This window comes from Rhizobium sp. CF142 (genome assembly GCF_000281145.1).
Classification (GTDB): Bacteria; Pseudomonadota; Alphaproteobacteria; order Rhizobiales; family Rhizobiaceae; genus Rhizobium.
Genome location: NZ_AJWE01000006.1, coordinates 68,213 through 92,862, shown reverse-complemented (window position 1 = coordinate 92,862; position 24,650 = coordinate 68,213). Strand labels below are relative to the sequence as shown.

Here is a 24,650-nt window from a genome sequence, read left to right as displayed (position 1 = left end):
CCGTCAGCGGCCGGAGCAGATGTCCATTTCGGGCATGCGATCACCATGGATGCAGAAGACAGAGCAAAATGCATGTGCTTCTGCCGCCATCAGGAATGTGGCGATGGTCAAAGCCATCAAGGTGATAAGCGACATCCGGTCGACGGGGGTCAAGAGTTGAAGTCTCGTCATTCGAAGGCCTTCCCAAGCGAAGCATAGAGTTCAGGCTTCACGGTCCTGATGCGCACCGCAAAGGCGGCCCCGATCAGGCCGGTCAGAACCACCAGCAGCGGGAAGGATTTCACAATCACGCTTTCCGATCCCGACAAGAGCGGCAGGTTCATGATAACGAGGATGATCGAGCCGAGGATACCGAGCAGCGCCAGGACCGGTGCCACCGTGGTGGTCCATAGACTGTAGCGATGCGGCAGTCCCCGGAAGAAGAGAACGATGGCCACGCAGACGAGGGCCTGGACAGCCAGGATCCCGAGGACGGCGAGAGCCGACATCCAGGAAAAGACGACCGTATAGGGATCGGCACCAGCTGCGATGAAACAGACAAGCGCGAGGGCGGCAATGGCGCTCTGGATGGCACCCGCGATATAGGGCGAACCGTGGACCGGATGGACCTTGCCCAGAGCCCTGACGACGAGCCCTTCGCGTCCAAGCGCGTAGAAATACCGGTTCAGCGTGTTGTGGAAGGACAGGATGCAGGCAAAGAGGCTGGTGATCAGCAGGATATTCATGACCTGCGACGACCATTGTCCGAGGACCGCGTCGGAGGCGACGAAATAGAAGGTTTCCAAGCCGCTGCCGGCAGTCGCCTGCACCTTTGAAGGACCATAGAACTGCACGATGGCCCAGGTCGACAGCGCGTAGAAGACGGTGATCAGCAAAACGGCGGCATAGGTTGCGCGCGGGATCGTCTTTTCCGGGGTTTCCGCCTCTTCTCCGAAGATGGCGGTGGCCTCGAAACCGATGAAGGAGCCGACCACAAAGACGAGCGCGACGCCGAGGCCCGGCGAAAATACGGTGGCCGGGCTGAAGGAGGAGAGGCTGAAACCTTCCGGCCCGCCGCCGGTCAGCACAATGCCGATGTCGAGAAGCAGAAGGATAGCGACCTCAGCCAGCATGCAGATGCCCAGGATCGTGCCTGAAAAGGCAATGTTTCGCTGACCGCAAAGATGGACGGCCACGAGCGCGGCAAAGGAACAAGCCCACCACGGAAGCGTCACGATCGATGCCACGGCGCCGCTCATGAAGACACCGAACAACCCGTAGATGGCGATCTGTACCGACGAGTAGGTCAGAAGTGCCATCAGCGCACCGCCGACACCGGCCGGCTTGCCGATGCCCTGGGTGATGTAGGTGTAGAAGGCGCCCGTCCCGCCGACATGCCGGCTCATCGCCGTGAAGCCGACCGAGAAGATGAGATACAGGATCCCTGCCAGGACGAAGGCACCCGGTACACCGGGTCCATTGCCGAAAGCGAAAGCGGCGGGCGTCGCGCCGACGACGGCTGTGAGCGGCGCTGCCGCCGCCACGACGAAGAAGACGATATGGGCAAGGCCGACGGAGTTTTTCGCGAGGCGGTCGGGAGGATTTCCCAAAGTGGTGTGCGTTGTCATGAGAACCCCTGTTTTTGATTTTCATCAACACGGTAGCCACGACCGATTGGCCTCAAAATTGCAATGCATGCCAATGAATCGATAATTTGCGCCATCACTGGCGGCGGGGAACAAAAACATGTCATCTGCCCAGCAAACCGGCACGTCCGCGCAGATATTTGCTTCAATTCGTGCGTCTGTGCTGCTGCCCCTCATCGAACAAATCGACCGGAAATCCGGCAAGGCAGATGTATTGCTTGCCCTTCACGGTCTTCTGCGCAGCCAGCTTGACGATCCCTATGCCATGATCCCCATGAACCGATATGTTGCGATCTTCGAAGATGCGGCATCGATCGTCGGAGATCCGACGATCGGCGCATTGCTTGGAACCCAGTTCAAGCCGAGCGATATCGGCCCGATCGGTGTGCTGTTTTCGATATCGAGCACGATCCGTACCGGCTTCGAACGATTGGCCAAATATGTGAACACCGTCCAGAGCGGCACCAATTCCGGTGTCTTTCAGGAAGACGGCAATCTGGTCTGGAGCTACCGCCTCGACGATCCCAGGCTCTGGCCGAGACGGCAGGACAGCGAGTTCACGCTGGCCGCGTCCTGCCAGCTTGTCCGCGCCTGCTTCGCACGCGGATGGAGACCAGTCGAAGTCCATTTTGAACATCGGGCGCCTCGCGATCCGACGACCTTGCAACGGATTTTCCGGGCGCCCTTAAAATTCGGCGAGTCTGCCAATCGCATCGTGGTTTCGGCAGAAGACGCCCGTCGTATCTACCGGCAGGAACAGCCCGACCTGGCGGCGGTCCTGGAGCGCCATATCGCGGATCTGAGCGGCAAGGTGTTGCAGTCGGACTCGACTGTCGATCATGTGCGATCATTGATCGGGATCTATCTGGGACACAAGCCCATCACGCTCGTCGGGCTTTCGCAAGAACTCAGCCTTTCGCCGCGAACCTTGCAAAGGCGGCTCTCCGAGCAGGGGACATCGTTGAGGGATCTGATGCGGGAACACCGCCAAAGTATCCTTGCGCTGCAGAGACAGAACGGCGCGGTCAGAATGAAAGAACTTGCGCAAGTCCTGGGCTACGCGGACGAGACGGTGCTTTGGCGCGCCCGCAAACATTGGGAACGCATGCAGTAGACGGCAAACAATGCTGCGGCAGATCCATAGGACCAGCCGCAGGGATCAAGGGAATTCGGCCGGGCGCCCTCAACGAATGCTGAACGGGAAATATTTCGCGTTGATCGTGTCGTAGGTGTCGCCGTCCTGGATTTCTGCAAGCGCGGCATTGAGCTTGTCCAGCAGCGGCTTGTCGGTCGGGCGCACGGCGATGCCGGCTCCGTCACCGAAATATTCGGTGTTCTTGATATCCTCGCCCTTGAATTCGCAACAGCCGCCCGCCTTGGTGTTTGCGAGCCAGTCGTAGACCGCGAGTTTGTCTTCCAGGATGATATCGACCTTGCCATCGGCAAGGCCCTTGTAAAGATCCGGCGATGCGTGGAACACGGTGGTTTCGACACCGCTGTAGAATTTCTTGGCGTAGGATTCCTGGGAGGTTGCTGCCGTCACGCCGAGCCGCAGTTTCTTCAGATCATCGGGTGACGTGCCGGCAATCTCGTCGTTTTTGCGCGCGATGAAGACCGTCGGGCTGTCATAATATTTCTGGGTGAAGGCAACCTTTTCTCGCCGCTCCGCGCTCATCGACATCGACGAGATGATCGCATCATATTTGTTGTCGAGCAGGTTCGGGATCATCGCCGTCCATTCCTGGATGACAAATTCGCACTTCAATTTCGCGGTCTCGCAAAGAGCCTTGGCGATATCCACGTCGAATCCCTGAAGCTGATTATTGGAATCGACATAGTTGAACGGCGGAAATGCGCCCTCGACGGCTATGCGGATGCTGTCGTTTTCGGCAGCCCGGACAATAGCGGGCTCAAAAATACTGACCGCAACAACGGCCGCACAGGCAAATGCGAAGAACTTCGAACGATAGAGAGATCCTAATCGCAACATATCAATCACCTTGATGTAGAGCTCGATCGCCAACCTTGCATCGGCAAGCGTTGCGCAATGAGCAGCCAATCACAAAACGATTAAAAAGCTCATCATTTTGGGCCATTAATTTTGATGCTGCTTGAAAAGCATTTTGTAAACAATCGCGGTCAGTATCAGGGCGCTCGGGAGAAGACTGCGTGCCTGCTGATCCGTCTTTAAGATTATTCGCTCACAGAGCGACCTGGACATCCTCCGGGTCGATACTGGTGCTGCTTGCAATCAGCGGCCTGGCAATTCTTGGCCTGGTGTTCCTGGCCGCTATCTGGGCCGGGAGGGAAAGCGACGCAGCCGCACTCGATCGGCAGCGCCAACTCGTCAACAGCCGCCTCCTGGATCAGGTCCAGCGCGTATCGCAGGACATCCAGCTGATGGGCGCAGGCTATGCTTCGCTGCTGGTGGCGGATTCGGCGACCGCCGGCGGCAAGAGCGAGCGCGCGGGCACGACATCGGCCGCGACATTCGGCAAGATCGCGACAACGGTATTCGGCTACAACGCGGCATTCCTCGTGACCCCGGCCGGCGAGCTTGCTCTACAGTCCGATCCCGAAACGAAACGCCGCTTCAAATGGGTGCGACCGCTGCTTCAGCCGATGATCCAGGATCTGGAAGCAACGCACCACGGTGCGCCGCAGGGGCCGAGTTCAGATCCGGAACCCAGCCGGGTGGAGCTGATGCGGCTTGAGGGCCGCCCTTCGGTCGCCGGCGTCGTTTCGGTCACGGGCTCTTCGAAAGTGGACCCGCAGGAAGGAAATGACGCCAACAGGCTCTACCTCGTGGCGTTCCGCTTCCTCGACGGTGTCACGCTCGATACGCTGAGCCGCGAACAGGGCTTGGCCGGCGCTCGCTATGCCCGCACCGCAGATCAGGAGCAGAACGAAGTCGCGTTCGAAATCGAGGCAACGGCGTCAGGCGACCCCATCGGTTTCATCATCTGGAGGCCGGACCTGCCGGGCTCACGCGTCATCGGCCGGCTTGTTCCCGTGCTCTCCGTGGCCGGCCTTGTCATCGCAGGCCTCTTCTTCGCCCTGATGGGCCGTTTGCGCGGCAGCCTCAGAGAACTCAGCGCCAGCGAACATCATGCGCGGCATCTTTCGCTGCACGACGTATTGACGGGCCTGCCGAACCGGGCGCTCTTTGCAGCACGTTTCGAGCAATGCCTTGCGGCCATGAAATCGCCCGGCGAGCTCGCCGTCCTTGCCCTTGTCGATCTCGACAAATTCAAGGAAGTGAACGACATTCATGGGCATGCCGCCGGTGACGAGCTGCTGCGCGACGCCGTCGACAGGATGAATGCCCTGGTCGAACGAGGCGACACGCTTGCAAGGCTCGGCGGCGATGAATTCGCCCTGCTTCTTCCCGATGTCAGAGCGGACGACGATAGCTACATCCTCCTCTGCAACGCCATTATCGAGGCCCTGAGCAAGCCGTTCCAGCTTCGTGGCGGCGACGTGGTCGTTCGCATCGGATGCTCGATCGGCATCGCTGCCTTTCATGACGCGGCCCAGGCAACGAGCGAGATTTTGCGGCGTGCGGACGTCGCCCTTTATGAAGCAAAGACCAACGGGCGCGGCCGCCTGATTGAATATGATCCTTCGCTGGATCACCGGGTCGAGGCACGGGAAAATCTCAAGAACGATCTTCGCCTCGTGCTGGAAGGTCACACGCATCTCCCTGATAGCGTGGAGAATGCGCATTCAGATGATCCGGGCCATCTGGAGGTCTTCTTTCAGGGCGTGCATCGTGCTGACGCGCATGGGAAACTTTCGGGTGCAGAGGCCCTGGTTCGGTGGCGCCACCCCACCCAGGGATTGCTGTCACCGGACAAATTCATCCCGATCGCCGAGGAAGCCGGCATGATCGACCAGCTCGGCGGGTGGGTGCTGAGGAATGCGGCAAAGGCAGCCGCAAGCTGGCCGGCCGACATGTCGATCGCCGTCAACGTCTCGCCCTCGCAAATCCGGCATCGGGACTTCGACCGCCACGTGCTCTCGATCCTGGCGGAAACTGGCCTGCCGCCATCGCGCCTCGAGCTGGAACTGACGGAAGCCGCCCTCTTCAACATCGACGAGATCGCGCAAGGCACACTCGGCAGGCTTCGGTCCCAGGGGATCAGGATTGCGCTCGACGATTTCGGCACCGGCTTCTCTTCGCTCAGTCACCTCATTCAGTTCAACATCGACCGCATCAAGATCGACCGGTCCTTCGTGCGGTTGCTGGGAACACAGGCCGAGGGCGCCGCCATCGTTTCGGCGATCCTGGGCTTGAGCCGCACGCTTGGAAAGGCGACAACGGCGGAGGGCGTCGAGACGAAGGGGCAGAGAGACTTTCTCGTCGCTGCCGGCTGCAACGACTTGCAGGGCTTCCTGTTCTCGCGCCCCCTGCCTCCGGCTGACTTCCTGGCCTCATTGCCATCTGCCGAAACCATGCGGCCACAGTCGGTTGCCGCATCCTCCCCGCGCGGCTGATCGTCCACCTGGACGGGCCGCTCTCACGGCCTTTTGCCTATCATCCAGACAAGGTAAGGCGCGCCGGCGAAGGCCGCAAAGAGGCCGAGCGGCAGCTCATAGGGAAAAGTGACGGTGCGGGCGCCGAGATCGGCGATCACCATCAGCACGGCGCCGATGACGGCGGAGGCGAGCAGCCTACTGCCAGCCTTTTCGAAGCCAGCACGGTGGGCGATGTGCGGGGCCATCAGGCCGACAAAGCTCAAGGGGCCGACAAGCAGCGAGGCTGCAGCGGTCGCAATGCCTGACGTCAGCACCATCAGCATGCGGGCACCGACAAGCGGCAAGCCGAACGCAAGCGCCGTCGGCGCGCCGAGTGGCAGGATCGTCAGCCATCGCGTGAAGATCAGGCCGACGATCAGGATGACAACGGTGAGGCCGGCGAGGAACGCAGCCGTATCCGGCGTGGCCGCCGCAGCCGAGCCGCCGAGCCAGGCGAGGATCTGCCAGGCGCGCTGATCGCCGACAGCAAGAAGCGCGCTCAGGATCGCCGACGAAAAGGCGCTGACGGAAATGCCTGCGAGCAGCAGGCGTTCGGGCGGCAGATGCCGGCGGGCGGCAAAGAGTGCCACGATGACAAGCACGACGATTGCACCGCCGCCGGCGCCAAGAAAGAGGGCAGGCGCACCGGCATTGGCGGAGAAGCTCAAGGCAACGGCATAACCGACGCCGGCCCCGCCGCTGACACCCAGCACCTCAGGGCTTGCCATCGGATTGCCGGTCAGGCGCTGCAGCATGGTGCCCGCCATGGCAAGCAACCCGCCGGCAGCGGCCGATGCGACCAGCCGCGGCCAGCGGGCGGGGAAGAGTTCCCAGAAGAGATCGCCGCGGAGCAGCGTCCATCCGTCCGGCAGGCGCGCAACGCAGAGGGCCGCCCAGGCAAGCGGCGGCAGCAGGCAGGAGATGAGGACGAGGCGCGACAGCGGTGCGCGGGAAACGACGACGCTATCAGGCGGCTGCGGCGGCTCGACGGCGCGCACCTGCGGCAGCAGCCAGAGCAGCAGCGGCCCGCCGATCAAGGCCGTCACCGATCCCGTCGGGAAGGTTTCGCCCGTCGAGGAGGCGACGAGCTGGACGATGCCATCGCAGAACCAGAGTAAAAGACCACCGGCAACAGGCGACAAAAGCAAGATGCTGCGCGTCGTGCGGATGCCGAGCAGGCGCACCAGCGCCGGGGCGGCAAGGCCGACGAAGCTGACAAGCCCGACGGCGGCGGCAACGCCGGCACTGAGCGCCACGGCAAGGCTTGCAACGGCAATGCGTGTGCCGGCGAGTGCGACGCCCAGCGAGCGAGCGCTGCTGTCGCCGAGACCGAGCAGGGCAAGCGGGCGCAACAACAGGAGGGTGATGGCGAGGCCGAGCAGCAGTTCGAGGCCGAGGCTTACCGTCGCCGACCAGTCCTGCTGGCTGAGCGAGCCGCCGTTCCAGGTCACCAATGACATCAGATATTCGCCCTGCGAGAGCGTCATCGCCGCCGATAGCGCATTGCAGGTGATGCCGACGAGAAGGCCGGAGACCGCCATGGTGATGGGCTCGAAGTTGCGCCGCCAGCCGAGCAGGAAGACGAGAGCCGTTGCCACGGCCGCACCGGCAAGCGCGACAAGCCCGCGGTAGCCATCGAGCACCTCGGGAAAGAACAATGTAGCAGCGACGATCGCAAGCTGTGCGCCGGAGGAAACGCCGAGCGTGGAGGGATCGGCGATCGGGTTGCGCAGGAGGCGCTGCAAGAGGGCGCCGGCAAGCCCGAGGGCCGCACCAGCCAGAATCGCAACCGCCCCGCGCGGCAGGACGGCATAGGCGAAAATGATCTGCTGCGTCGTCATCTGCCCGGCATCGAAGGGCAAGGACGGCCAGTCAGCAAAAGGCAGATCGCTGAGTGCCGCCGACAGGAAGAGGCCGGCCGAGGCGACAAGGGCGAGAAACGCGGAGGCGAGTGCGGCGGGTCTCATCACTGCCTTTCCCCTGACGACAGCATCGCCGCCTTGAAAAGCCGCGTGAAGCGGGCGGCCGCCAAGATGCCGCCATAGGGATTGATATTGGAAAGCATCAGCACGCGGCCAGAGCGCACCGGCTGCAGCGATTGCCAGATCATGCTGTTCTTCAGGCCGTTGCGGGCTTCGACCGGGATATCGGAGATGATGACGATGCGCGCCTGAGGCTCTGCGGCGAGGTTTTCGATCGGCACGGGCGCTGCGAACGTATAGCGGGAGCGATCCGTCCAGGCATTCGGCAGGTCGAGGCGAGACAGGACATCGCCGAACATGCTGTCAGCGCCGAAGACGCGGACATGCCTCGCATCGCCGATATTGACGAGATAGGTCGGGCGCGCGGCAAATCCCTGCAGGCTGAGGCGCGCCTCCTCGACAAGAGCTGACTGTTCAGCCACGACTTCGCGGCCGCGCGCTTCGAGGCCAAGCTCCTTTGCGAGTGCCGAAACGGCATCCACCGCCTTCTGATAGGGCGGCTCGCCCCTGTTATAGAAGGGCAGCGACAGGACAGGCGCAATCGCCCGAAAGCTCGCCTCAAACCTGACATAGAAGGGCGAAATCAGAATGAGGTCCGGGCGTAGCAGGCGCAGGAGTTCGAGGTTCGGCGATCCACGCAGGCCGAGATCGGCTACGCTCTCGTCCAGCATGGGCTCGACCGCATCCTTGCGGAACTGCACGAGCTCGGTCGCGGCAACTGGCATGATTCCGAGTGCCACCAGCGTTTCCAGCATGGCCCAGTCGATTGCCGCGATGCGCTTTGGCGGGAATTGGAGCGTTTCCGCAAAGGCCTTGTCGGGAATAGCGAAAGCCGCCAGCAGCGCAAGTGCCTGCCGACGGCTGATGCCCCGTCCATATACGTCTCGAAATTCACTCACCATTGAAAGGTCAGCTTGCCCATCACCGTTCTGCCATCGCCATAGGTGCAGCCGAAGGAGCTGCAGCTTGCAACATAATCCTTGTCGGCAAGGTTCTTGAAGTTCAGCGAGGCGGTCACATTGTCCTTCTTGTAATGCACTGCTGCATCGAAGAGGGTGACGGCGTCAAGATCGAGCGAGTTCTTGGTATCGCCGTAGCGCTGGCCGACATAACGCACGCCGCCGCCGAGACCGAAGCCTTTGAGCGCGGTATCCTCGGGGAAGGTGTAGTCGAGCCAGAGGCTGGCCGCGTGCTCCGGCACGTTGTCCGGGCGCTTGCCATCGTCGACACCGCCGACGATTTCGGCCTGCATGTAAGTGTAGGCGGCGCGCAGATCGAGGCCGTCGGTGAGGCTGGTGACGCCTTCGAGTTCGATGCCCTTGACGTCGACTTCGCCGATCTGCCCCGTCGCCGTGCCGCCAGAGGGCAGAGCAAAGGTCGTCAACACATTCTTCTGCTTCAGATCGTAGGCGGCAACAGTGAAGAAGCCGTTCCAGCCCTCCGGCTGGTATTTGACGCCCACTTCAACCTGTTCGCCGGTCGTCGGCTGCAGAGGCCCACCGGTCGCCGGCACGGGTACTGGCTCGAAGGAGGTGGCATAGCTGATATAGGGGGCGATGCCATTGTCGAAGACATAGCTGAGGCCAGCGCGGCCGGTCAGCTTCTGGTCGTCCTTGTCTAGTGAGCGCGACACACCCGTCAGCCGGTTCGTCGACGTTCCCTCGGTGCTTGCCCAGTCTTGGCGAAGGGCTGCCGTTGCGCGCCAGTTCTCATAGGCGAGTTCGTCCTGCACATAGAGGCCGACCTGCGTCATGGTGGAATCGACATAGGTGCTGAGCGTCGGGGCGATCAGCTTGACCGAGCCATAGACCGGATTGAAGGCATCGAGCGGCGTGGCGCGCCAGAACTGCGTGCCGACATTGTTGCTATAATAGCGATAGTCGAGACCAAACAGCATCTTGTGCTGGACCTCCCCGGTATAGAATTCCGCAAGCAGGTTGTTGTCGACGTTGAAGGTGTTGAGAAGCTCGTCCTGTATGGTGGCATTGCGGTTGATGGTCCTGCCACCGGTAAGGCCTGATGTCGCCATGCCGAGCGCCTTATAGTTCCAGTCTAAATTCTGGTAGCGAAGGTTCTGGCGGAAGGTCCAGGTGTCGTTCAGGCGATGCTCGAATTCATAGCCAAGATTGGTGAGCGTCCGGTCCGATTTGTCGAAGCTCTTGTCGCCGACGAAGAAATCCCGCGACAGGCGGTTGGCGCCCGTCGCATTGAGGGTGAGTGCAGGCGGCAGACCGGATGGCGTGCTCGGATTGTCGTGCTGGATGCTGGTCAGGATCGTCAGCTTGGTATCGTCGTCCGGCTGCCAGGTCAGCGCCGGGGCGATGAAGTAGCGGTCATTGTCCAGCTCGTCGACCTGCGCCGAGGCCGTCCTTGCAAGCCCCGTCAGACGATAGGCGAAATCGGAATTGCCGGGCATGATGTCACCGAAATCGAAATAGGTGCCGTAGGTGTCGTAACTGCCGGCCTGAATGCCGACTTCGCCGAAGCGTTCGAAGACCGGCCGCTTGCTGATGAGATTGATCATGCCACCCGGATTGCCCTGGCCATACATGACAGAAGCCGGGCCGCGCAGCACTTCGATACGCTCGAGCTGATAGGGATCGACCGCCGGCGCTCCGGCCGTGCGCATCATGCGCAACCCGTTGAGGAACTGCGCCTGGCGGCTGTCGAAACCGCGGATACGCGGTGAATCGAAACGCGGGTCGGCGCCATAGGGCTCGCCGACGACACCGGGCACGTAATCGAGCGCCTGGCCGACGGTTTCGGCATCCTGTGACTTCAGCTGGTCAGCCGTCAGCACTGAGATCGATTGCTGGGTTTCGATGAGCGGCGTGCCGGTCTTGGTCGCCGTAGCACTCGTCCGGGCAACGAAGCCCTTTACCGGCGCCGTCGGGTCCTCGTCCTGGGAGCCGCTGACGACGATCGGGGCAAGCGTCGTCGGATTGGCCTCTTGCGCGGCCGCCGGAAACAGCGGCGCCAGAAGCGCGCTTGCCAGTGCTGTGGTCGAAGCAAATTTGAGGAATTGAAGAGAACCAGTCATTGGGGGCTCGTTATATGCCGTAAAACTGGATTTTTCTAATCATGTTATTTTTCGAAGGTCCAATAAACGCGGCTCGAATTTTTTATAAGCCTGGGTTATGAAACTCGCCCGATGTCATAGATTCGAATTCTTCCAGGAGAGAAATTTGGCGCTGACCGACCCCGGCTTCGAACTCCGGCACCTGCGATATTTCGTGACCCTGGTCGAAGAGCGGAATTTCGAACGTGCGGCTGTCAGGCTGGGCATCGCCCAGCCGGGTCTCAGCCAGCAGATCAGGAGCCTCGAAAAGATTGTCGGCACGCCGCTGCTCGATCGGAGCCGGCGCGGCGTGCAGCTCACGCATTCGGGCGAGACCCTGTTTCAGGAGGCTCGGAAAGTCCTGGTCCAGACCGAGGCGACGGTCGCCGCCATTAACCGCGCCGGGCGCGGCGAAAGCGGGCGCATCTCGATCGGCTATGTCGCGTCCGCCGCCTATTCCGGCGCGGTTGTCGGCTCGATCAGGGACTTCAAGCGCGACTATCCCTATGTCGAGGTCGAACTGCAGGAAATGGAGCTGCGTCAGCAGCTGCAGCGCATTGCCGACGGTCTGCTCGATTTCGGCTATATCCGCGCGCCGGCGCCAATACCGCCTGGCGTTTCCGTGCAGGTCGTGCTGCGCGAGCCGCTGGTCGCCATGGTTCCAAGCGACCATGAATTCGCGGAGCGACCCATCGATACACTCGCCCGGCTGGCGGCCGACATATTCATTACACCGCGGCAGCCGCCAGAAATCGGCTTTCACCGCAACACGCTGCAGGCCTGCCGGGAGGCGGGCTTCGAACCCTCCGTCAAGGCCATTGCACACGACTTCACCGAGATCGCCGCCCTCGTCGGCATCGGCACCGGCATCGCGCTGGTACCGCAATCCATGAGCCGGGTGGAACTGCCCGATATCCGCTACCGGCCGCTTCAGAGCGTGACGGTGACGTCCGACGTGGCGATCGCTTACCGGAAGGGCGAAGGCGCTCCGGCGGTCAAAGCCTTTATCGCCCGGCACCGGGAGCAGCTACTGTCTCTTCGCAACTGATCGTTGGAATGCGGTCATACAGGCTTCGGGTCCGACGGCATTGATCGTCCATCTGCGCGTCTCTGGCTAACGACGAGATACCCCAGCGCACCGACGAAGATAACCAGAAGCACCCATAGCTCCGTGACATATGTGATCCAATGTTCCCCGAGCCTGAGGCTCAGAACGCGGTCCATCAGAAACATCAGGTCAATGGTGGACCGCGGCGGCAAGCCCACGATCCAGCCGAATGATGCGACTATCGGGATGCAGATGACCGCGGAGATCATCGCCGAGACAAACGCGCTGATGCCCGCAAACCGCCAGGAGATCGTGAGCGCGCCGGCGCGGTTTTCATCCTCTCCTTTCCAGAAAGACAGGAAGATGATGAAGGCGAAGAAGAAGAGCAGCGTTACGGGAAATCTGAATGACAATATGCCGAGGGAAAAACCGACAGCCCAGAAATTGAGCCCGGCAAGAAGAACATCACGGGCTGCGAGCAGCCACAGCACCCCGGCAAGCGTCCACAAGACGCTCAAGCCCGCACGCGCGCATCGCCTCGCAATGAACGTCAGCATCGCGACGGCGTAGACGAATACCACGATGATGCGGCCAAACAGGCCGAATATCAGAGCGACGGCGCCGCAGGTGTCGGCCGCGCAGGCGGTCATCTTCACGGCAGCAAAGAGGAGAAACGGAAACCCGCCGATGAGGGCAATCCACAGAGCGGTGAACACGCTGCTATATATCGCGAAGCTTTTGCGGGTCATGGTCTCTCCATCGTCAGCAGAAGCTTGCCAGACGGCGCTTAAGGACGCGAGAAGCCAATCGATAAAATGCTGCTGGGTCACGCTGCCCGGTATCAACGACAGGTCAATCGGCTGCGTGGCGGTGACTTCCGACGTGGCGATCACCTGCCGTAGGGGTGAAGGTCAGCGTGCCACCAAGGTAGGAGTTCAGATCTCTGGCGCCAGGTGATGGATGGGGCTGCGAGGCCTGTGGCGCTTGTATCAACGACCATCATTGGCTATATATCTGGATATAGATCATGGAGGATACCGTGGCCAATGCCGCGCAGAAGAAGGCCATCGACAAATACCGCAAGCGCCTTTCTCAACGCGGTTTCAAGCGATTTGAAGTGGTCGCCCTGGAGTCGGACCGAGAACTGATCCGCTCCCTGGCCCGCCATCTGGCTGAAGACGGGCCGGCGGCTGACGAAGCACGCACGGCCGTCAAGGCATTGATTGGCGGCGAACCTCCCGAATCCGGCGGCATCCTTGCTGCCTTGCGCCGTTCGCCGCTTGTCGGGGCCGAGCTCGATCTGTTACGACCGCGCGAGGAAGGACGTAAGGTCGATCTGTGACCCGATACCTTCTCGATACGAACATCATCAGCAACGTCATCAAACCGCAACCATCTGAATCGCTGCTGTCATGGTGGGCGAGCCAGCGTGACGAGGATCTGTTCATCGCAGCACTTACGGTTGCGGAGATCCGCCGCGGCATCCTGGAAAGCCCTCGCGGCAAGAGGCGGGATGCCCTCGATGCCTGGTTCTGCGGCGCGGAGCGACCGCAAGCCCTTTTTGCGGGGCGCATCCTGCCCTTCGACGACAAGGCCGGTTTGATCTGGGCGCGACTGATGGCCGACGGCAAGGCGGCAGGCAGGCCCCGCAGCGGTCTCGACATGATCATCGCGGCCGTCGCGGGGGCAAATGATTGCATCGTCGTGACGGACAATGAGCGGGACTTCGCCGGCATCGATCTTATCAACCCGATGCGCGCTTGATTGAAGCGCGGGTTCACTCGCACTCGAGCTGCGGCTGCCTGAAACTCGTCACATACCATTGGCCGCCGGAATTGCGGGTGTAGAAGGTGTAGAAACATTCCGTCCGCTCGACATAACCAGGCGTCTCCGTCACCTCGTAGCGTTCGCCGCGGCGTGTCTGGCGTAGCTCGCCGCTGGAGCCGCCGGAGACCACCTGCGTCTTGTCCTTGCGCCATTGATAGGCCCGCTCACCAGGGCGCATCTCATAGACATTGTCGGGCGGGCCGTAATCCAGCATGACGCTGCTGATCGGCACGCCGACATAGCTCTTCATAATCTGCGAGGCACAGGCTGCCAGCATGAACGTGGCCGCAAGCAAGGCGCAGCCGAGAAGAATTGGCCGCGGCCAACTCCGTTTCCTTATCTTCATCGATCGGTCCTTCGCGCGTGGATTTATCCTCGCCAAGACGGATAGGGCCGATGGGTTGCCGATACATTGCGGCTTTGGCGTCAGCCGCGATCCGCCTTCATGACAATTCCACGACGCAATTGGAACAAGGGTGGAAACGCTTGTAACCCGCCTGACATTGGGGCGCTCTAAAGAGGCGGCATCAGCATTGCCTGCCGCCGGAAATCTGCCGCGGGCCTTATTGGAGAGCGCCGGCATGAAAATCGTCCAGATCACCGACACGCATTTCAGCCCGTCGATACCGCATTTCAACGGCAACTGGCAGCCGCTTGCGGACTGGATCAACGGCAGCGGCGCGGATCTCGTCGTCCATACCGGCGATCTTGCCGTCGATGGCGCCGACAAGGACGAGGACCTTATCTTCTGCATGGAGCTGATGCAGCAGGTGAAGATCCCGATGCTGATCGTTCCGGGCAATCATGATGTCGGCCATCTGCCGGGTTCGCTCCAGCCGGTCGATGCGACAAGGCTCAGCCGCTGGCGCAACCTCGTAGGCCCGGATTACTGGCTGGAGGATGCCGGCAACTGGCGCCTCATCGGCCTCGACAGCCTGCTGATGGGCATGGAGAATGACGAGCAGGAAACGCAATTCGCATGGCTGGAAAAGGCGCTTGCCGAGCGCTCCGGCCGGCGCATCGCGATGTTTGCCCATAAGCCGCTCTTCGTCGATACGCCCGATGAAGGCGACACCGGCTACTGGAGCATCCGCCCGGCTCAGCGGCAGAGGCTTTACGATCTGATCGCCGCCCATGATGTCGGGCTCTATGCCAGCGGCCACCTGCACTGGGCCTGGAAGGGCCGCTTCAATGACACGTCGCTCGTCTGGGGACCGTCCGCCGCCTTCATCATCGGCACGATGGAGCGAGAGATGCCGGGCGAGAAGCTTGTTGGAGCGGTGCTTCACGATCTCGGCGACGACGTCACAAGCGAGATCGTCGCTATATCAGGCATGGTGGCGCATGTGCTCGACGATGTGGTCGCCGAAGTCTATCCGCACGAGGCCCACAAGGTGCAGAAGGAGCCTGCGCAATGAGCGCGCTGACCCTTTCGGCCATTTCCAAGTCCTATGGCGACAACGCCATTCTCAAGAACATCAGCCTCGACGTGCAGTCGGGCGAATTCATCGCCCTCGTTGGCCCCTCGGGCTGCGGCAAGAGCACGCTCCTGCGCATCCTTGCCGGCCTCGACCATGCCGACACCGGCGAGATCGTCATCGGCGGGCGGGAAATGTCCAGTGTGGCGGCCGCAGACCGCAACATTGCCATGGTCTTCCAGTCCTACGCGCTCTATCCGCATCTGACGGCCGGCCAGAATATCGCCGTGCCGCTGGCCATGCGGCGCTTAAGCCGCATTCAGCGTCTTCCCTTCCTCGGCCCTGTCATGCCCGGCTACCGGGCCATTCGTTCCGGCATTTCTCGCGACGTGCAGGAGACGGCCAAAGCTCTGAAGATCGACCATCTGCTGGAGCGCAAGCCTGGCCAGATGTCTGGCGGTCAGCGCCAGCGCGTAGCACTTGCCCGCGCCATGGTGCGCCATCCGAGCGTCTTCTTGATGGACGAACCGCTGTCGAACCTCGACGCCAATCTGCGCGTCCATGCACGCGGCGAAATCGTCGAATTACATCGCCGCGCCGGCGTGCCGACCGTCTATGTCACCCATGATCAGGCCGAGGCGCTCTCCATGGCCGACCGCGTCGCCGTGATGATCGGCGGCCAGCTTTTGCAGCTGGCAGCACCGCAAGTCATCTATGACGATCCCGCTCATATCGAGGTCGCCCGCTTCGTCGGCCAGCCGCGCATCAATCTCTTACCGGCGCGCGCCGATCGCGGAACGATTGCTTTCGGCGATATCAGGCTCACGCTGGAACCCAATCTTGCCGGTTCCGACGTGACGATCGGCATCCGTCCGGAATTCGTGCGGCTTGCAGCAGAGGGCCAGACCTCGCTTCCCGGCCGCATCGAGCGCATGGAATTCCTCGGTTCCGAGGTGATCCTGTTCTGCCGTCTCAATGCGATCGGCGAGACCGTACTTGCCAAGCTTGCGCCGGCCGATGCCGCAGGCCTTTCTGCCGGCCTGCCCGTCGCCCTCTCCTTTCAGCCCGACAAGGCCATGGTCTTTGCACCCGACGGCCGCCGGCTGCGCACTGCCGCCCTTCCCGCCGATACCAGCAGGGAGAAGGCCCATGGCTAGCATTGCCGCAGGCGAGATCCGGTCGGTCGCACCATCCGTCAGGCATGAGCGACGCGAGGCACAGACGGCCTGGCTGCTGACGCTGCCAGCGATTATCCTGATCGTCCTCTTCGTGCTGCTGCCTATCGTCGCCGTCGTCGTCCTCGGCTTTACCGATTTCGAGCTCGGCGCCGGCAAGTTCCGTTTCGTCGGCTTCGAGAATTATGCCGAGCTCTTTTCCGACCGCGCCTTCCGCAAGTCGCTGTGGAACACGACGGTCTATACAGCGATCGTCGCGCCCGTCTCGATCCTGCTCGGCCTCGGTGTGGCCATGCTGATCGAGAGCGAGGGCTGGGGAAAGAGCGTCTTCCGCACTGCCTATTTCCTCCCCGTCGTCTCGCTGATCGTCGCCATGGCGACCGTCTGGCAATATCTCTTCCACCCGACCATCGGCCCCATCAATGCGCTGATCGGTCTCGCGGGCCTTCCGAAGCCGAACTGGCTCGGCTCCTCGGCAACCGCGCTCTACAGCCTCTCCATCATCGGTGTGTGGCAGACGGTCGGCTTCAACATGGTACTGTTCCTGGCAGGCCTCACCGCGATCCCGCGCGAGCTTTATGCCGCTGCAGAGATCGACGGCGCCAAATCCTCGCTCGACCGCTTTTTCCTCGTCACCTGGCCGATGCTCGGGCCGACGGCGCTCTTCGTCACCACGATCAGCGTCATCAATGCGGTGAAGACCTTCGAGACCGTCAAGACGCTGACGGATGGTGGCCCCAATCACGCCTCCGAAGTCTTGCTCTTCACCATCTATCAGGAGGGCTTCGTCTACATGAAGGTCGGCTATGCCTCGGCCATGACCGTGGTCTTCCTCGCCATCCTCGTGGTGATGATGTTCCTGCAATACCGCTTCCTCGATCGGCGGGTGCACTACTCATGAAGACGCGCTCTCCATTCACCCTCGGCCGGCTGATCCGCCTTGCTCTGCTCCTCCTCGGCGCGATCATCTTCCTCGCGCCCTATATCTTCATGATATCGGCGGCCGGCAAATCGCAGGACGACATCTTCACCGCCGCGCTCTCGCTGATCCCGACGCATTTCTTCTACGTGCAGAATTTCACCAAGGCACTCGACAAGGTGGCGATGGGCACGCTCTTGTGGAACGGCTTCGTGGTCTGCGCGCTGATCTTCGTCTTCCAGGTGGTCGTCGCCATACCCTGCGCCTATGCCATGGCTAAGCTGAAGTTCCGTGCCGCCCGCCTGATGATGGTACTCGTGCTACTCGGCCTGCTGGTGCCGATCCATGCAACGGCGCTGCCGCTCTATGTCGCCTTCGACAACCTGTCGCTGCTCAACGGCTATACGGCGTTGGTCGCGCCCTTCACCATCTCGGTCTTTGCGATCTTCCTGTTCCTGCAGTTCTTCCGCGCCATGCCCGACGACCTGATCCATGCAGCGCGTCTCGACGGCATGTCCGAACTCGGCATCGTTTCGCGCGTCATCGTGCCGAATGCCTGGCCGGCGGTGACGGCCTTTGCGATCTTTTCGGTCGTCGCCCATTGGAACGACCTCTACTGGCCGCTGATCGTCATCTCGAAGCCCGGCTACGCCACTCCGCCGCTCGGCCTGATGAACTTCCGCGCCGCCGAAGCCGGCGACGACTACGGCGCGCTGATGGCGGCCACCATCATCATCACCATTCCCCTCGTTGCGGCTTTCCTGCTGGCGCAGAAACGCTTCGTCGAGGGCATCACCATGACCGGTCTCAAAGGCTGACCGGCTGAACCCAGGAGAACGAGCGATGAAGCATTTCACCCAGTTCCTCGCAGCAGCGGCTCTGTCCGTGGCGGCAGCACTGCCGGCCCACGCCGAAACGACGCTGACGATCCACTACCCGATGCCGGGCTTCTTCAAGGACGTGATGGACACGATCTCGAAGAAGTTCATGGAAGAAAACCCCGATATCAAGATCCAGTTCGCCGCTCCCTCGGCGACCTATGAAGACGGCATCCAGCTGATCCTGCGCCAGGCAGGCACGTCTGAAATGCCCGACGTCACCTTCATCGGGCTGAACCGCCTGCGCATGCTGAACGAGCGCAACGTCGCCGTCGACATGACGCCGCTCGTCCAGAAGGAAGGCAACATGGCAGAGAAGGGCTTCTCGGACACGATCCTGAAGCTCGCCCAGGTCAAGGGCAAGCAGGTCGGCCTTGCCTTCGCCACCTCCAACCCGATCATGTATTACAATGCCGATCTCGTGAAGGCAGCCGGCGGCAACCCGGATACCCCTCCGAAGACCTGGGATGAAGTGATCGCGCTCGCAGGCAAGATCAAGGCGCTCGGTAATGGCGTCGACGGCATGGACTTCCGCTGGCAGGGCGACGACTGGATGTTCTCCGCCCTGCTCTTCGGCGCTGGCGGCAAGATGCTGAGCGACGACGAGCAGAAGGTCGCCTTCAACGGTCCCGAGGGCCAGAAGGCCGTCGGGCTGATCAGCCGCTTCGTCAAGGAAGGCGGCATGCCGGTCTTCACCAAGGCCGCGGGCGAACAGGCCTTCGCAGCCGGCAAGGTCGGTTTCGAGTTCCAGACGACCGGCGCGCTCGTCAATACGATCAAGAATGTCGGCACAAAGTTCGATCTGCGCACCGCCCAGATTCCGCTGATCGATCCGGACAAGGGCCATCTGCCGACCGGCGGCAACGCCGTCGTCATCCTCGCCAAGGACCCGGCAAAGCAGGATGCCGCCTGGAAGTTCGCCAAGTTCGCCGCCGGCCCCTATGGCGCCTCCGTCGTCGTTCCCGGCACCGGTTATGTGCCGAACAACGAGCTTGCCGCCAAGTCCGCCGAATATCTCGGCGACTTCTACAAGAAGAACCCGCTCTTTCAGGCCGGCCTCAGCCAGATGCCGCGGATGATCCCGTGGTACGCCTTCCCCGGCACCAACGGCGTCAAGGTCACGCAGACGATCGTCGACAACCTGTCGCGCATCGTGGATGGCTCGGCCGAGCCGAAGGAAGCGCTCGACGACGCAGCCGCCGACGTCGAAGGCATGCTGCCGCGCAGCTAAATCTGAATGCTAGGCCGCTCGCGGTCTCGATCCGGAACCGCCGTACCCCTCGGGTGCGGCGGTTTCTTCGTTCAGGAGATTCCGCACCGTGCCACCCACACGCAGAGCATGCGACAATTCCAGATGCCGTAGCGGCGCATCGTTTTCGACGATATCGAGGAGCAGCGAGGCCGCCGTCGCCCCCATGCTGAGATCGGGCATTTCGATCGAGGTCAGCGTCGGATTGATGAGCTTGCCGATGGCGATGCCGTCGAAGCCGGCAACCGAGATATCGTCGGGGACACTGAGCCCCTCGCGATTAATGGCGCCGATGACGCCAAGCGCGATCAGATCGTTCGAGCCGATGACGGCGGTCGGGGAAAATGTCCGCAAGGCCTGGCCGAGATCCATCTGGTCATAGCCGCTGACGAAGGGCACCTCTACGGCCTCGAGCGAGGCCACGCCCGCTGCCTCCATCGTCTGCAGATAGCCGCGGTAGCGCAAAAGCGCGCGGTCCGAGGCCCTGAAGCTGCCCGAGACATAGAGAATGCGCCGGTGGCCCATGGACAAGAGATGTTCGGTCAGCCGGCAGCCGGCCGCATAATTGTTGACGGTAACGGCAGCCGGATATCGGACGGTCGGAGAGCTGCCAAGCAGCACGGTCGGCGGTAGGTCCTGCGCCAATGCCGGGCTCGTCTCACCATTACAGACCGTCAGGATCAGCCCGGTCGGCCGCTCGCCGAGCAGCCCTGCCACGGCATTGGCCTCCTGGTCGGGATCGTAGTTCGACTGGGCGATGAGAACGCTATGGCCGGCGACCAGCATGCGGTTCTGGATGCCCGAGAGGGACGAAGCGAAAACCGGATTGGTCACACTCGGCACCAGCACGCCGATAACAGGCCGGCGACCGCTGCGGGCAGAGGATGCGGCCGCCCGATAGCCGACCTCGGCTGCAGCGCGACGCACGCGAAGTGCCGCCGCCTGGCTGACGGGACCGCTAAGGTTCAGCACTCGGCTTGCCGTCGCCATGGAACACCCGGCCCTCAGCGCAACCTGTTTCAACGTCGTCATCGCCGTCCTGTCCGTTTCCGTCGAGGTTTGCAGGCTCTTACGGGTCGATTGTCATGAAATGATGACGGGCAAAGACCGATTTTCGGCCTCAGCTGCGTTTGGGACTAAGGCCGAGGATCTGGCGCACGCCGTCCTTGGTGAAGGGCTGCGTCAGTTGGCTGACAAAGCCGGGGGCGATCTGGCCCTTGATGCCGATATCGGTCGAGGATGGGCGGTCGGGATTGAAATAGGTGCCGAACAGCTGGTCGAACAGCACGACATTCTCGCCGTAATTGGTATTGCCTTCGCGCAGATCCTTCGAATGGTGCCAGCGGTGAAGCCGGGGCGTGCTGAAGACAAAATCGAAAAGGCCCGTCCGCATGTCGACGTTGCAATGGGTCAGGATGCCGATGAAGGCCGTGACGGCACCAAGCCACCAGAAGACCTGCAGCGGGGCGCCGAGCAGGTAGAGCGGGATCTGGCTCAACGCGATCTTGAACAGGGAATCGATGACGTGGAAACGGCCGGTATTGATGACCCAGAGGCGGGTGACACTATGGTGCAGGGCATGGAAGCGCCAGAAGAACAGCCGTTCATGAGCGATGCGGTGCGCCCAGTAAAGGCCGAACTCGGCAATGATGACGGCAAGAGACGCCTGGAAGAGCGTCGGCCAGGATGACGGCCAAAGGCTGAACTGCATGGCGGCAATCGGCTGCAGCAGAGCTGCGGCGAGCATCGGAAAGATGACCCCGGCGAGTGCCGCCAGTTCGACGAGCCCCTTGGTCAGGACGGTGTGGGCAATATCATTCGCCGTTTCGCCATCCGGCAAGAGCCAGCCTTCCTCATAGGGAATGATGCGCTCGAGCAGGAAGAGGAGCATGACCGCACCGGCATAGACGGCTGCAAATGCGACCATCGGATGCCCGCTGGCAAAACCAAAATAGGCGCCGGTCAGGCCGGAGAAGAACACCAATGGCCATGACAGATAAGCAAGAATATATCTTGCAGCGGCAGCGGCTTTCGACATCGATTTCAGATCCCCACAGTCACTCATCGCGTTTCATTCGTCGTATGTCATGCCCGTCGAGTGAATCCCCCTCAGGGGTTTCGGCGGCCCGTTACCGGCCAGTCGGGTCGGGTTCCCATCCCGCATTCCCGGCTGCCGCCTGCTGAGCAACGAGCAAAATCGAACAAATCACAATGATCGCCATTCGCATAGCCACGCGCCTTTGTCATCCCGAGTTCGAATATAAACTTCCACGACCTGCACTACGTCGTTTTGAGGTGGCAAACCATCCGACTGCCGAATTGATTGATGTTAACCTTTGATTAACCATGGCTCCCTAGCCTTCAGGAGACGCAGCCGCACTCTCCCGTAACTCAGTAGGAGGCCAAAATGTCGCTCGTAACTGTGCCCGGTAAAATCCGCCTTTGTGGCACGCACGCCGTTCTCGTCATGGCGGAAGGCAGCCTGCATCAGGTCGTATGCATCGCAGGCGATGCTCTTCCTTCCTCTGCTGGTGATATGATCCAGGGGCTCATCGACAGGCTGGACCTCTACGAATGTATTGCTGACCGCAAGTTCATGGATGGGGAACTGGCTTATGACGGGCGCGTCTGGATTACCTCATCGGACATCGATCCGCTGCCCCCGCAAAACCGGCTTTGACACCCGCCCGGGACGCAAAAAAACCTGATGGCCTGCAAGCCATCAGCGCTGGCTTGCTCATTCGACCGCGATCACCGTCCCGAAGCCAAATCTTCGCGGATTAACCCATTAATTAGCAATCACTTGCGTTAGCGGCCGATGATGTTAGCCTCATCGCATCGTTTGAGGGCTGAGTATGACGATTGAAGAGCTGATCGATTTGCAGGAAGCAGGTGCACGGGCTCGAGTGCTCGGATTGAAGGCGTACGAGAACCCGTATCTCGAAGCGCACAGGATGCCCACTGGTGATACCGGCGCTCTCGGCGATTGGCTTGCGCGACACGACGCGTGGAAATTCGGTTGGGAAGCGGAAGACGCCAGTCGCGAAGGCCGAATTGCCACTCACTTCAAGGAACTGATCTCGCTTTCCAAACGGCCTGCGCTCGACGCATGATCGGGTTGCGGTTCACGCACCAACGGCCAGTTCGCTCCTTGTTTGAGCACCCTCGCGGCGCAGTATGGAACCGCACTCAACAGTTCGAAATCATCGGCCCACAGCTTCGCGGCCCGTAAATCGGAATCGATTTTCGGAAAACCTGATATGTAGATTCAGAGAGTTAGAGCGTCCTTTGTGCGTCCGAATGGACGCGCGGCGCTCCAGGCGCCGGTCGGCTTGACGGCGGCCTGGATGGGCTGGAGGATCCGCTTGACCCGAAAATCACGGTAGGCCCGCGGGTCGGATACGACCCTCAGAGATAGAGGTGAGCGAGGATCCGCCGCCACGCATTCGTGTCTTGAGACTGTCGCCCGCCTTTGCCAGATTGGCGGCAGCGGCTTTAGGGCTGCTTCAATAAAATCAAAGGGATTGGTCGATGAAACGCGATATTGAAATCACGACGGCTGACGGCCTTGCCAGGGCGTCGATTTTCCGCCCCGAGGGCGGCGAGGGCAAGGTTCTGCCCGGCATTCTCTACTACATGGATGCGCTCGGACCGCGTGAAGCGACCGATATCATGGGTGAGCGTCTGGCCGCTGCCGGCTACATCGTGCTGATACCCGATCTCTTCTACCGCTTCGGTTCATACGGCCCCTTCGACGGCTCTTCCTTCGGTAACGAGACCTCGCGCGCCGAGATCATGAAGATGATCCGCGAGACGACGCAGGAAATGACGAAGCGCGACAGCGCAGCCTTCCTCGACACGCTTGCGGCCGAAGGCGTTTCCGGTCCGTTCGGCGCCGTTGGTTATTGCATGGGCGGCGGACGGGCGCTGACGGCAGCGGCCGCTTATGCCAACAGGATCGCGGCGGCCGCAAGCTTCCACGGCGGCAATCTGGCGAGCGAGGCGCCCGACAGCCCGCATCGCCTCGCCGGCAACATCAAGGCGCGCGTCTATGTCGGCGTTGCCGGCGTCGACGGCAGCTTCCCGCCCGAACAGTCCGCGCGGCTTGCAGAGGCGCTCCGCACGGGTGGCGTCGACCACATCATCGAGAACTATATCGGCATGTCGCATGGCTGGACCGTTCCCGACCGCGGCGAGACCTACAGCGAAAAGGGTTCTGAGCGGCACTGGAAACGCCTGCTCGAACTTTTTGCAGAAACGCTTAGCTGAGATCAGCGAATGCGACCCCGCCCGGCCTCGGTCGGGCTCTGCGATCACTGCGACCTGCTATAGAGTATCCAGACTTTGCTGAGGCGATCATGTGGGCCATCTGCAGTGTCCTGCGGAACGGCGCGCCGTTATACTGAAGCCGGAAGGCGATATTAACCCATTGGACTCGCACAGCGAATTGTCTCGTCATTGGGCGACAATACCCTTGGCCATCAGTTTGCCACGATGTGCCCTACCCTCACAGGCGTATGCCCCAACGAGAATTGGATTGATGATCAACTTCACGAAATCTGCCATCGGCATTCTGCTTGCCCTTGGCACCGTAGCCTCGACGTCGAGCATCGCGTCTGCGCAATATTACGATGGTTACGACAGAGGCCCGCCGCCGCGTTTTGAACCCGACAGGGATTGGGGCAGGCCTCCCCCGCCGCCGCCCGGTTGGGGTCGTCCGCCGCGCGGTGGCTGCGATCCCCGATGGGCAGAGGACAAGGCGCGTGATTTCGGCTTCCGCCGCGCTCGCGTCGTCGACGTCACGCCGCGGCGTGTGATCGTCCAGGGCTGGACGCGGCGAGGTCCCGACGAAATCAGCTTTGCCAATGTCCGCGGCTGCCCGACGCTCCGATAACGGCTGCTGGCCGATATGAAACGCCCTCGGTCGGGAAACCGGACCGGGGGCTTGCGGAA

The 24,650-nt window shown here is 61.6% G+C and carries 24 protein-coding genes; 14 read left to right on the top strand and 10 right to left on the bottom strand.

Translation table 11 applies throughout. The annotated features are described in order from the left end of the window. Positions 1–3 precede the first annotated feature (3 nt). Positions 4–171, bottom strand: a complete 168-nt coding sequence (locus PMI11_RS37635) for a hypothetical protein (protein WP_007812212.1) — start codon at positions 169–171, stop codon at positions 4–6. Then, the gene (locus tag PMI11_RS00685) at positions 168–1,607 is read right to left on the bottom strand and encodes an APC family permease (protein WP_007812210.1); all 1,440 of its coding nucleotides are present in this window, start codon (positions 1,605–1,607) and stop codon (positions 168–170) included. Before PMI11_RS00685 ends, PMI11_RS37635 begins: the two co-directional genes overlap by 4 nt. Before the next feature lie 118 nt (positions 1,608–1,725). On the opposite strand from PMI11_RS00685, the gene PMI11_RS00680 reads away from it, so the two are divergent. Further along, a complete protein-coding gene (locus PMI11_RS00680) occupies positions 1,726–2,739 on the top strand; it encodes an AraC family transcriptional regulator (protein ID WP_007812207.1) in 1,014 nt (337 codons plus the stop codon). A gap of 69 nt (positions 2,740–2,808) precedes the next feature. Here PMI11_RS00680 and PMI11_RS00675 read toward each other — a convergent pair whose 3' ends face one another. Further along, a complete protein-coding gene (locus tag PMI11_RS00675) occupies positions 2,809–3,615 on the bottom strand; it encodes a transporter substrate-binding domain-containing protein (RefSeq protein ID WP_007812206.1) in 807 nt (268 codons plus the stop codon). Positions 3,616–3,863: 248 nt separating this feature from the next. Here PMI11_RS00675 and PMI11_RS00670 point away from each other — a divergent pair, with 248 nt between their 5' ends. Beyond that, the gene (locus PMI11_RS00670; RefSeq protein WP_244430516.1) at positions 3,864–6,122 is read left to right on the top strand and encodes a putative bifunctional diguanylate cyclase/phosphodiesterase; all 2,259 of its coding nucleotides are present in this window, start codon (positions 3,864–3,866) and stop codon (positions 6,120–6,122) included. 23 nt (positions 6,123–6,145) lie between these two features. Here PMI11_RS00670 and fhuB read toward each other — a convergent pair whose 3' ends face one another. Genes fhuB through PMI11_RS00655 form a run of 3 tightly spaced genes read right to left on the bottom strand, consistent with a single transcriptional unit; the run spans position 6,146 to position 11,165 of the window. After that, complete coding sequence (gene fhuB / locus PMI11_RS00665; protein WP_007812202.1) at positions 6,146–8,110, bottom strand: Fe(3+)-hydroxamate ABC transporter permease FhuB; 1,965 nt, start codon at positions 8,108–8,110, stop codon at positions 6,146–6,148. Continuing rightward, entirely contained in the window at positions 8,110–9,027 is a 918-nt protein-coding gene (locus tag PMI11_RS00660; protein WP_007812201.1) for an iron-siderophore ABC transporter substrate-binding protein, read from the bottom strand. Before PMI11_RS00660 ends, fhuB begins: the two co-directional genes overlap by 1 nt. Next, a complete protein-coding gene (locus PMI11_RS00655; protein WP_007812198.1) occupies positions 9,021–11,165 on the bottom strand; it encodes a TonB-dependent siderophore receptor in 2,145 nt (714 codons plus the stop codon). Before PMI11_RS00655 ends, PMI11_RS00660 begins: the two co-directional genes overlap by 7 nt. Positions 11,166–11,310: 145 nt before the next feature. Here PMI11_RS00655 and PMI11_RS00650 point away from each other — a divergent pair, with 145 nt between their 5' ends. After that, positions 11,311–12,231: a LysR substrate-binding domain-containing protein gene (locus PMI11_RS00650; RefSeq protein WP_007812195.1), complete on the top strand. Its 921-nt coding sequence runs from the start codon at positions 11,311–11,313 to the stop codon at positions 12,229–12,231. A gap of 14 nt (positions 12,232–12,245) precedes the next feature. Here PMI11_RS00650 and PMI11_RS00645 read toward each other — a convergent pair whose 3' ends face one another. Next, positions 12,246–13,124 (bottom strand): hypothetical protein, encoded by an 879-nt coding sequence (locus tag PMI11_RS00645; RefSeq protein WP_244430515.1) that lies wholly within the window; start codon positions 13,122–13,124, stop codon positions 12,246–12,248. Positions 13,125–13,258: 134 nt separating this feature from the next. Here PMI11_RS00645 and PMI11_RS00640 point away from each other — a divergent pair, with 134 nt between their 5' ends. Further along, on the top strand, positions 13,259–13,573 hold the full coding sequence (locus PMI11_RS00640) for a hypothetical protein (RefSeq protein WP_037070496.1): 315 nt from the start codon (positions 13,259–13,261) through the stop codon (positions 13,571–13,573). Beyond that, the gene (locus PMI11_RS00635) at positions 13,570–13,995 is read left to right on the top strand and encodes a PIN domain-containing protein (protein ID WP_007812187.1); all 426 of its coding nucleotides are present in this window, start codon (positions 13,570–13,572) and stop codon (positions 13,993–13,995) included. The genes PMI11_RS00640 and PMI11_RS00635 overlap by 4 nt, the downstream gene beginning before the upstream one ends. A gap of 13 nt (positions 13,996–14,008) precedes the next feature. Here the strand turns inward: PMI11_RS00635 and PMI11_RS00630 are convergent, their stop codons facing one another. Continuing rightward, positions 14,009–14,404, bottom strand: coding sequence for a hypothetical protein (locus PMI11_RS00630; RefSeq protein ID WP_007812185.1), 396 nt, complete (start codon positions 14,402–14,404; stop codon positions 14,009–14,011). 235 nt (positions 14,405–14,639) lie between these two features. Here PMI11_RS00630 and PMI11_RS00625 point away from each other — a divergent pair, with 235 nt between their 5' ends. Genes PMI11_RS00625 through PMI11_RS00605 form a run of 5 tightly spaced genes read left to right on the top strand, consistent with a single transcriptional unit; the run spans position 14,640 to position 19,679 of the window. Beyond that, positions 14,640–15,476, top strand: coding sequence for a metallophosphoesterase family protein (locus PMI11_RS00625; RefSeq protein WP_007812181.1), 837 nt, complete (start codon positions 14,640–14,642; stop codon positions 15,474–15,476). Beyond that, complete coding sequence (locus tag PMI11_RS00620) at positions 15,473–16,633, top strand: ABC transporter ATP-binding protein (RefSeq protein WP_007812179.1); 1,161 nt, start codon at positions 15,473–15,475, stop codon at positions 16,631–16,633. The genes PMI11_RS00625 and PMI11_RS00620 overlap by 4 nt, the downstream gene beginning before the upstream one ends. Next, positions 16,626–17,552 carry a carbohydrate ABC transporter permease gene (locus PMI11_RS00615; RefSeq protein ID WP_007812178.1) on the top strand — a complete coding sequence of 309 codons (927 nt, stop codon included), beginning with the start codon at positions 16,626–16,628 and terminating at the stop codon, positions 17,550–17,552. The genes PMI11_RS00620 and PMI11_RS00615 overlap by 8 nt, the downstream gene beginning before the upstream one ends. Further along, positions 17,549–18,388, top strand: a complete 840-nt coding sequence (locus tag PMI11_RS00610; protein ID WP_007812175.1) for a carbohydrate ABC transporter permease — start codon at positions 17,549–17,551, stop codon at positions 18,386–18,388. Before PMI11_RS00615 ends, PMI11_RS00610 begins: the two co-directional genes overlap by 4 nt. Before the next feature lie 25 nt (positions 18,389–18,413). Next, complete coding sequence (locus tag PMI11_RS00605; protein WP_007812173.1) at positions 18,414–19,679, top strand: ABC transporter substrate-binding protein; 1,266 nt, start codon at positions 18,414–18,416, stop codon at positions 19,677–19,679. 9 nt (positions 19,680–19,688) lie between these two features. On the opposite strand, the gene PMI11_RS00600 is transcribed toward PMI11_RS00605, so the two are convergent. Together PMI11_RS00600 and PMI11_RS00595 are read right to left on the bottom strand one after the other, a co-directional pair. Next, positions 19,689–20,729, bottom strand: a complete 1,041-nt coding sequence (locus tag PMI11_RS00600) for a substrate-binding domain-containing protein (RefSeq protein WP_007812171.1) — start codon at positions 20,727–20,729, stop codon at positions 19,689–19,691. 88 nt (positions 20,730–20,817) lie between these two features. After that, positions 20,818–21,735 (bottom strand): sterol desaturase family protein, encoded by a 918-nt coding sequence (locus PMI11_RS00595; protein ID WP_007812169.1) that lies wholly within the window; start codon positions 21,733–21,735, stop codon positions 20,818–20,820. 369 nt (positions 21,736–22,104) lie between these two features. Here PMI11_RS00595 and PMI11_RS00590 point away from each other — a divergent pair, with 369 nt between their 5' ends. The 4 genes from PMI11_RS00590 (at position 22,105) to PMI11_RS00575 (ending at position 24,591) form a co-directional block, all read left to right on the top strand. Then, entirely contained in the window at positions 22,105–22,377 is a 273-nt protein-coding gene (locus PMI11_RS00590; RefSeq protein ID WP_007812167.1) for a hypothetical protein, read from the top strand. A gap of 175 nt (positions 22,378–22,552) precedes the next feature. Next, positions 22,553–22,810: a CrpP-related protein gene (locus PMI11_RS00585; RefSeq protein WP_007812166.1), complete on the top strand. Its 258-nt coding sequence runs from the start codon at positions 22,553–22,555 to the stop codon at positions 22,808–22,810. A gap of 418 nt (positions 22,811–23,228) precedes the next feature. Beyond that, on the top strand, positions 23,229–23,966 hold the full coding sequence (locus PMI11_RS00580; RefSeq protein WP_007812164.1) for a dienelactone hydrolase family protein: 738 nt from the start codon (positions 23,229–23,231) through the stop codon (positions 23,964–23,966). Between the two features lie 271 nt (positions 23,967–24,237). After that, a complete protein-coding gene (locus PMI11_RS00575; RefSeq protein ID WP_007812163.1) occupies positions 24,238–24,591 on the top strand; it encodes a hypothetical protein in 354 nt (117 codons plus the stop codon). Positions 24,592–24,650 lie beyond the last annotated feature (59 nt).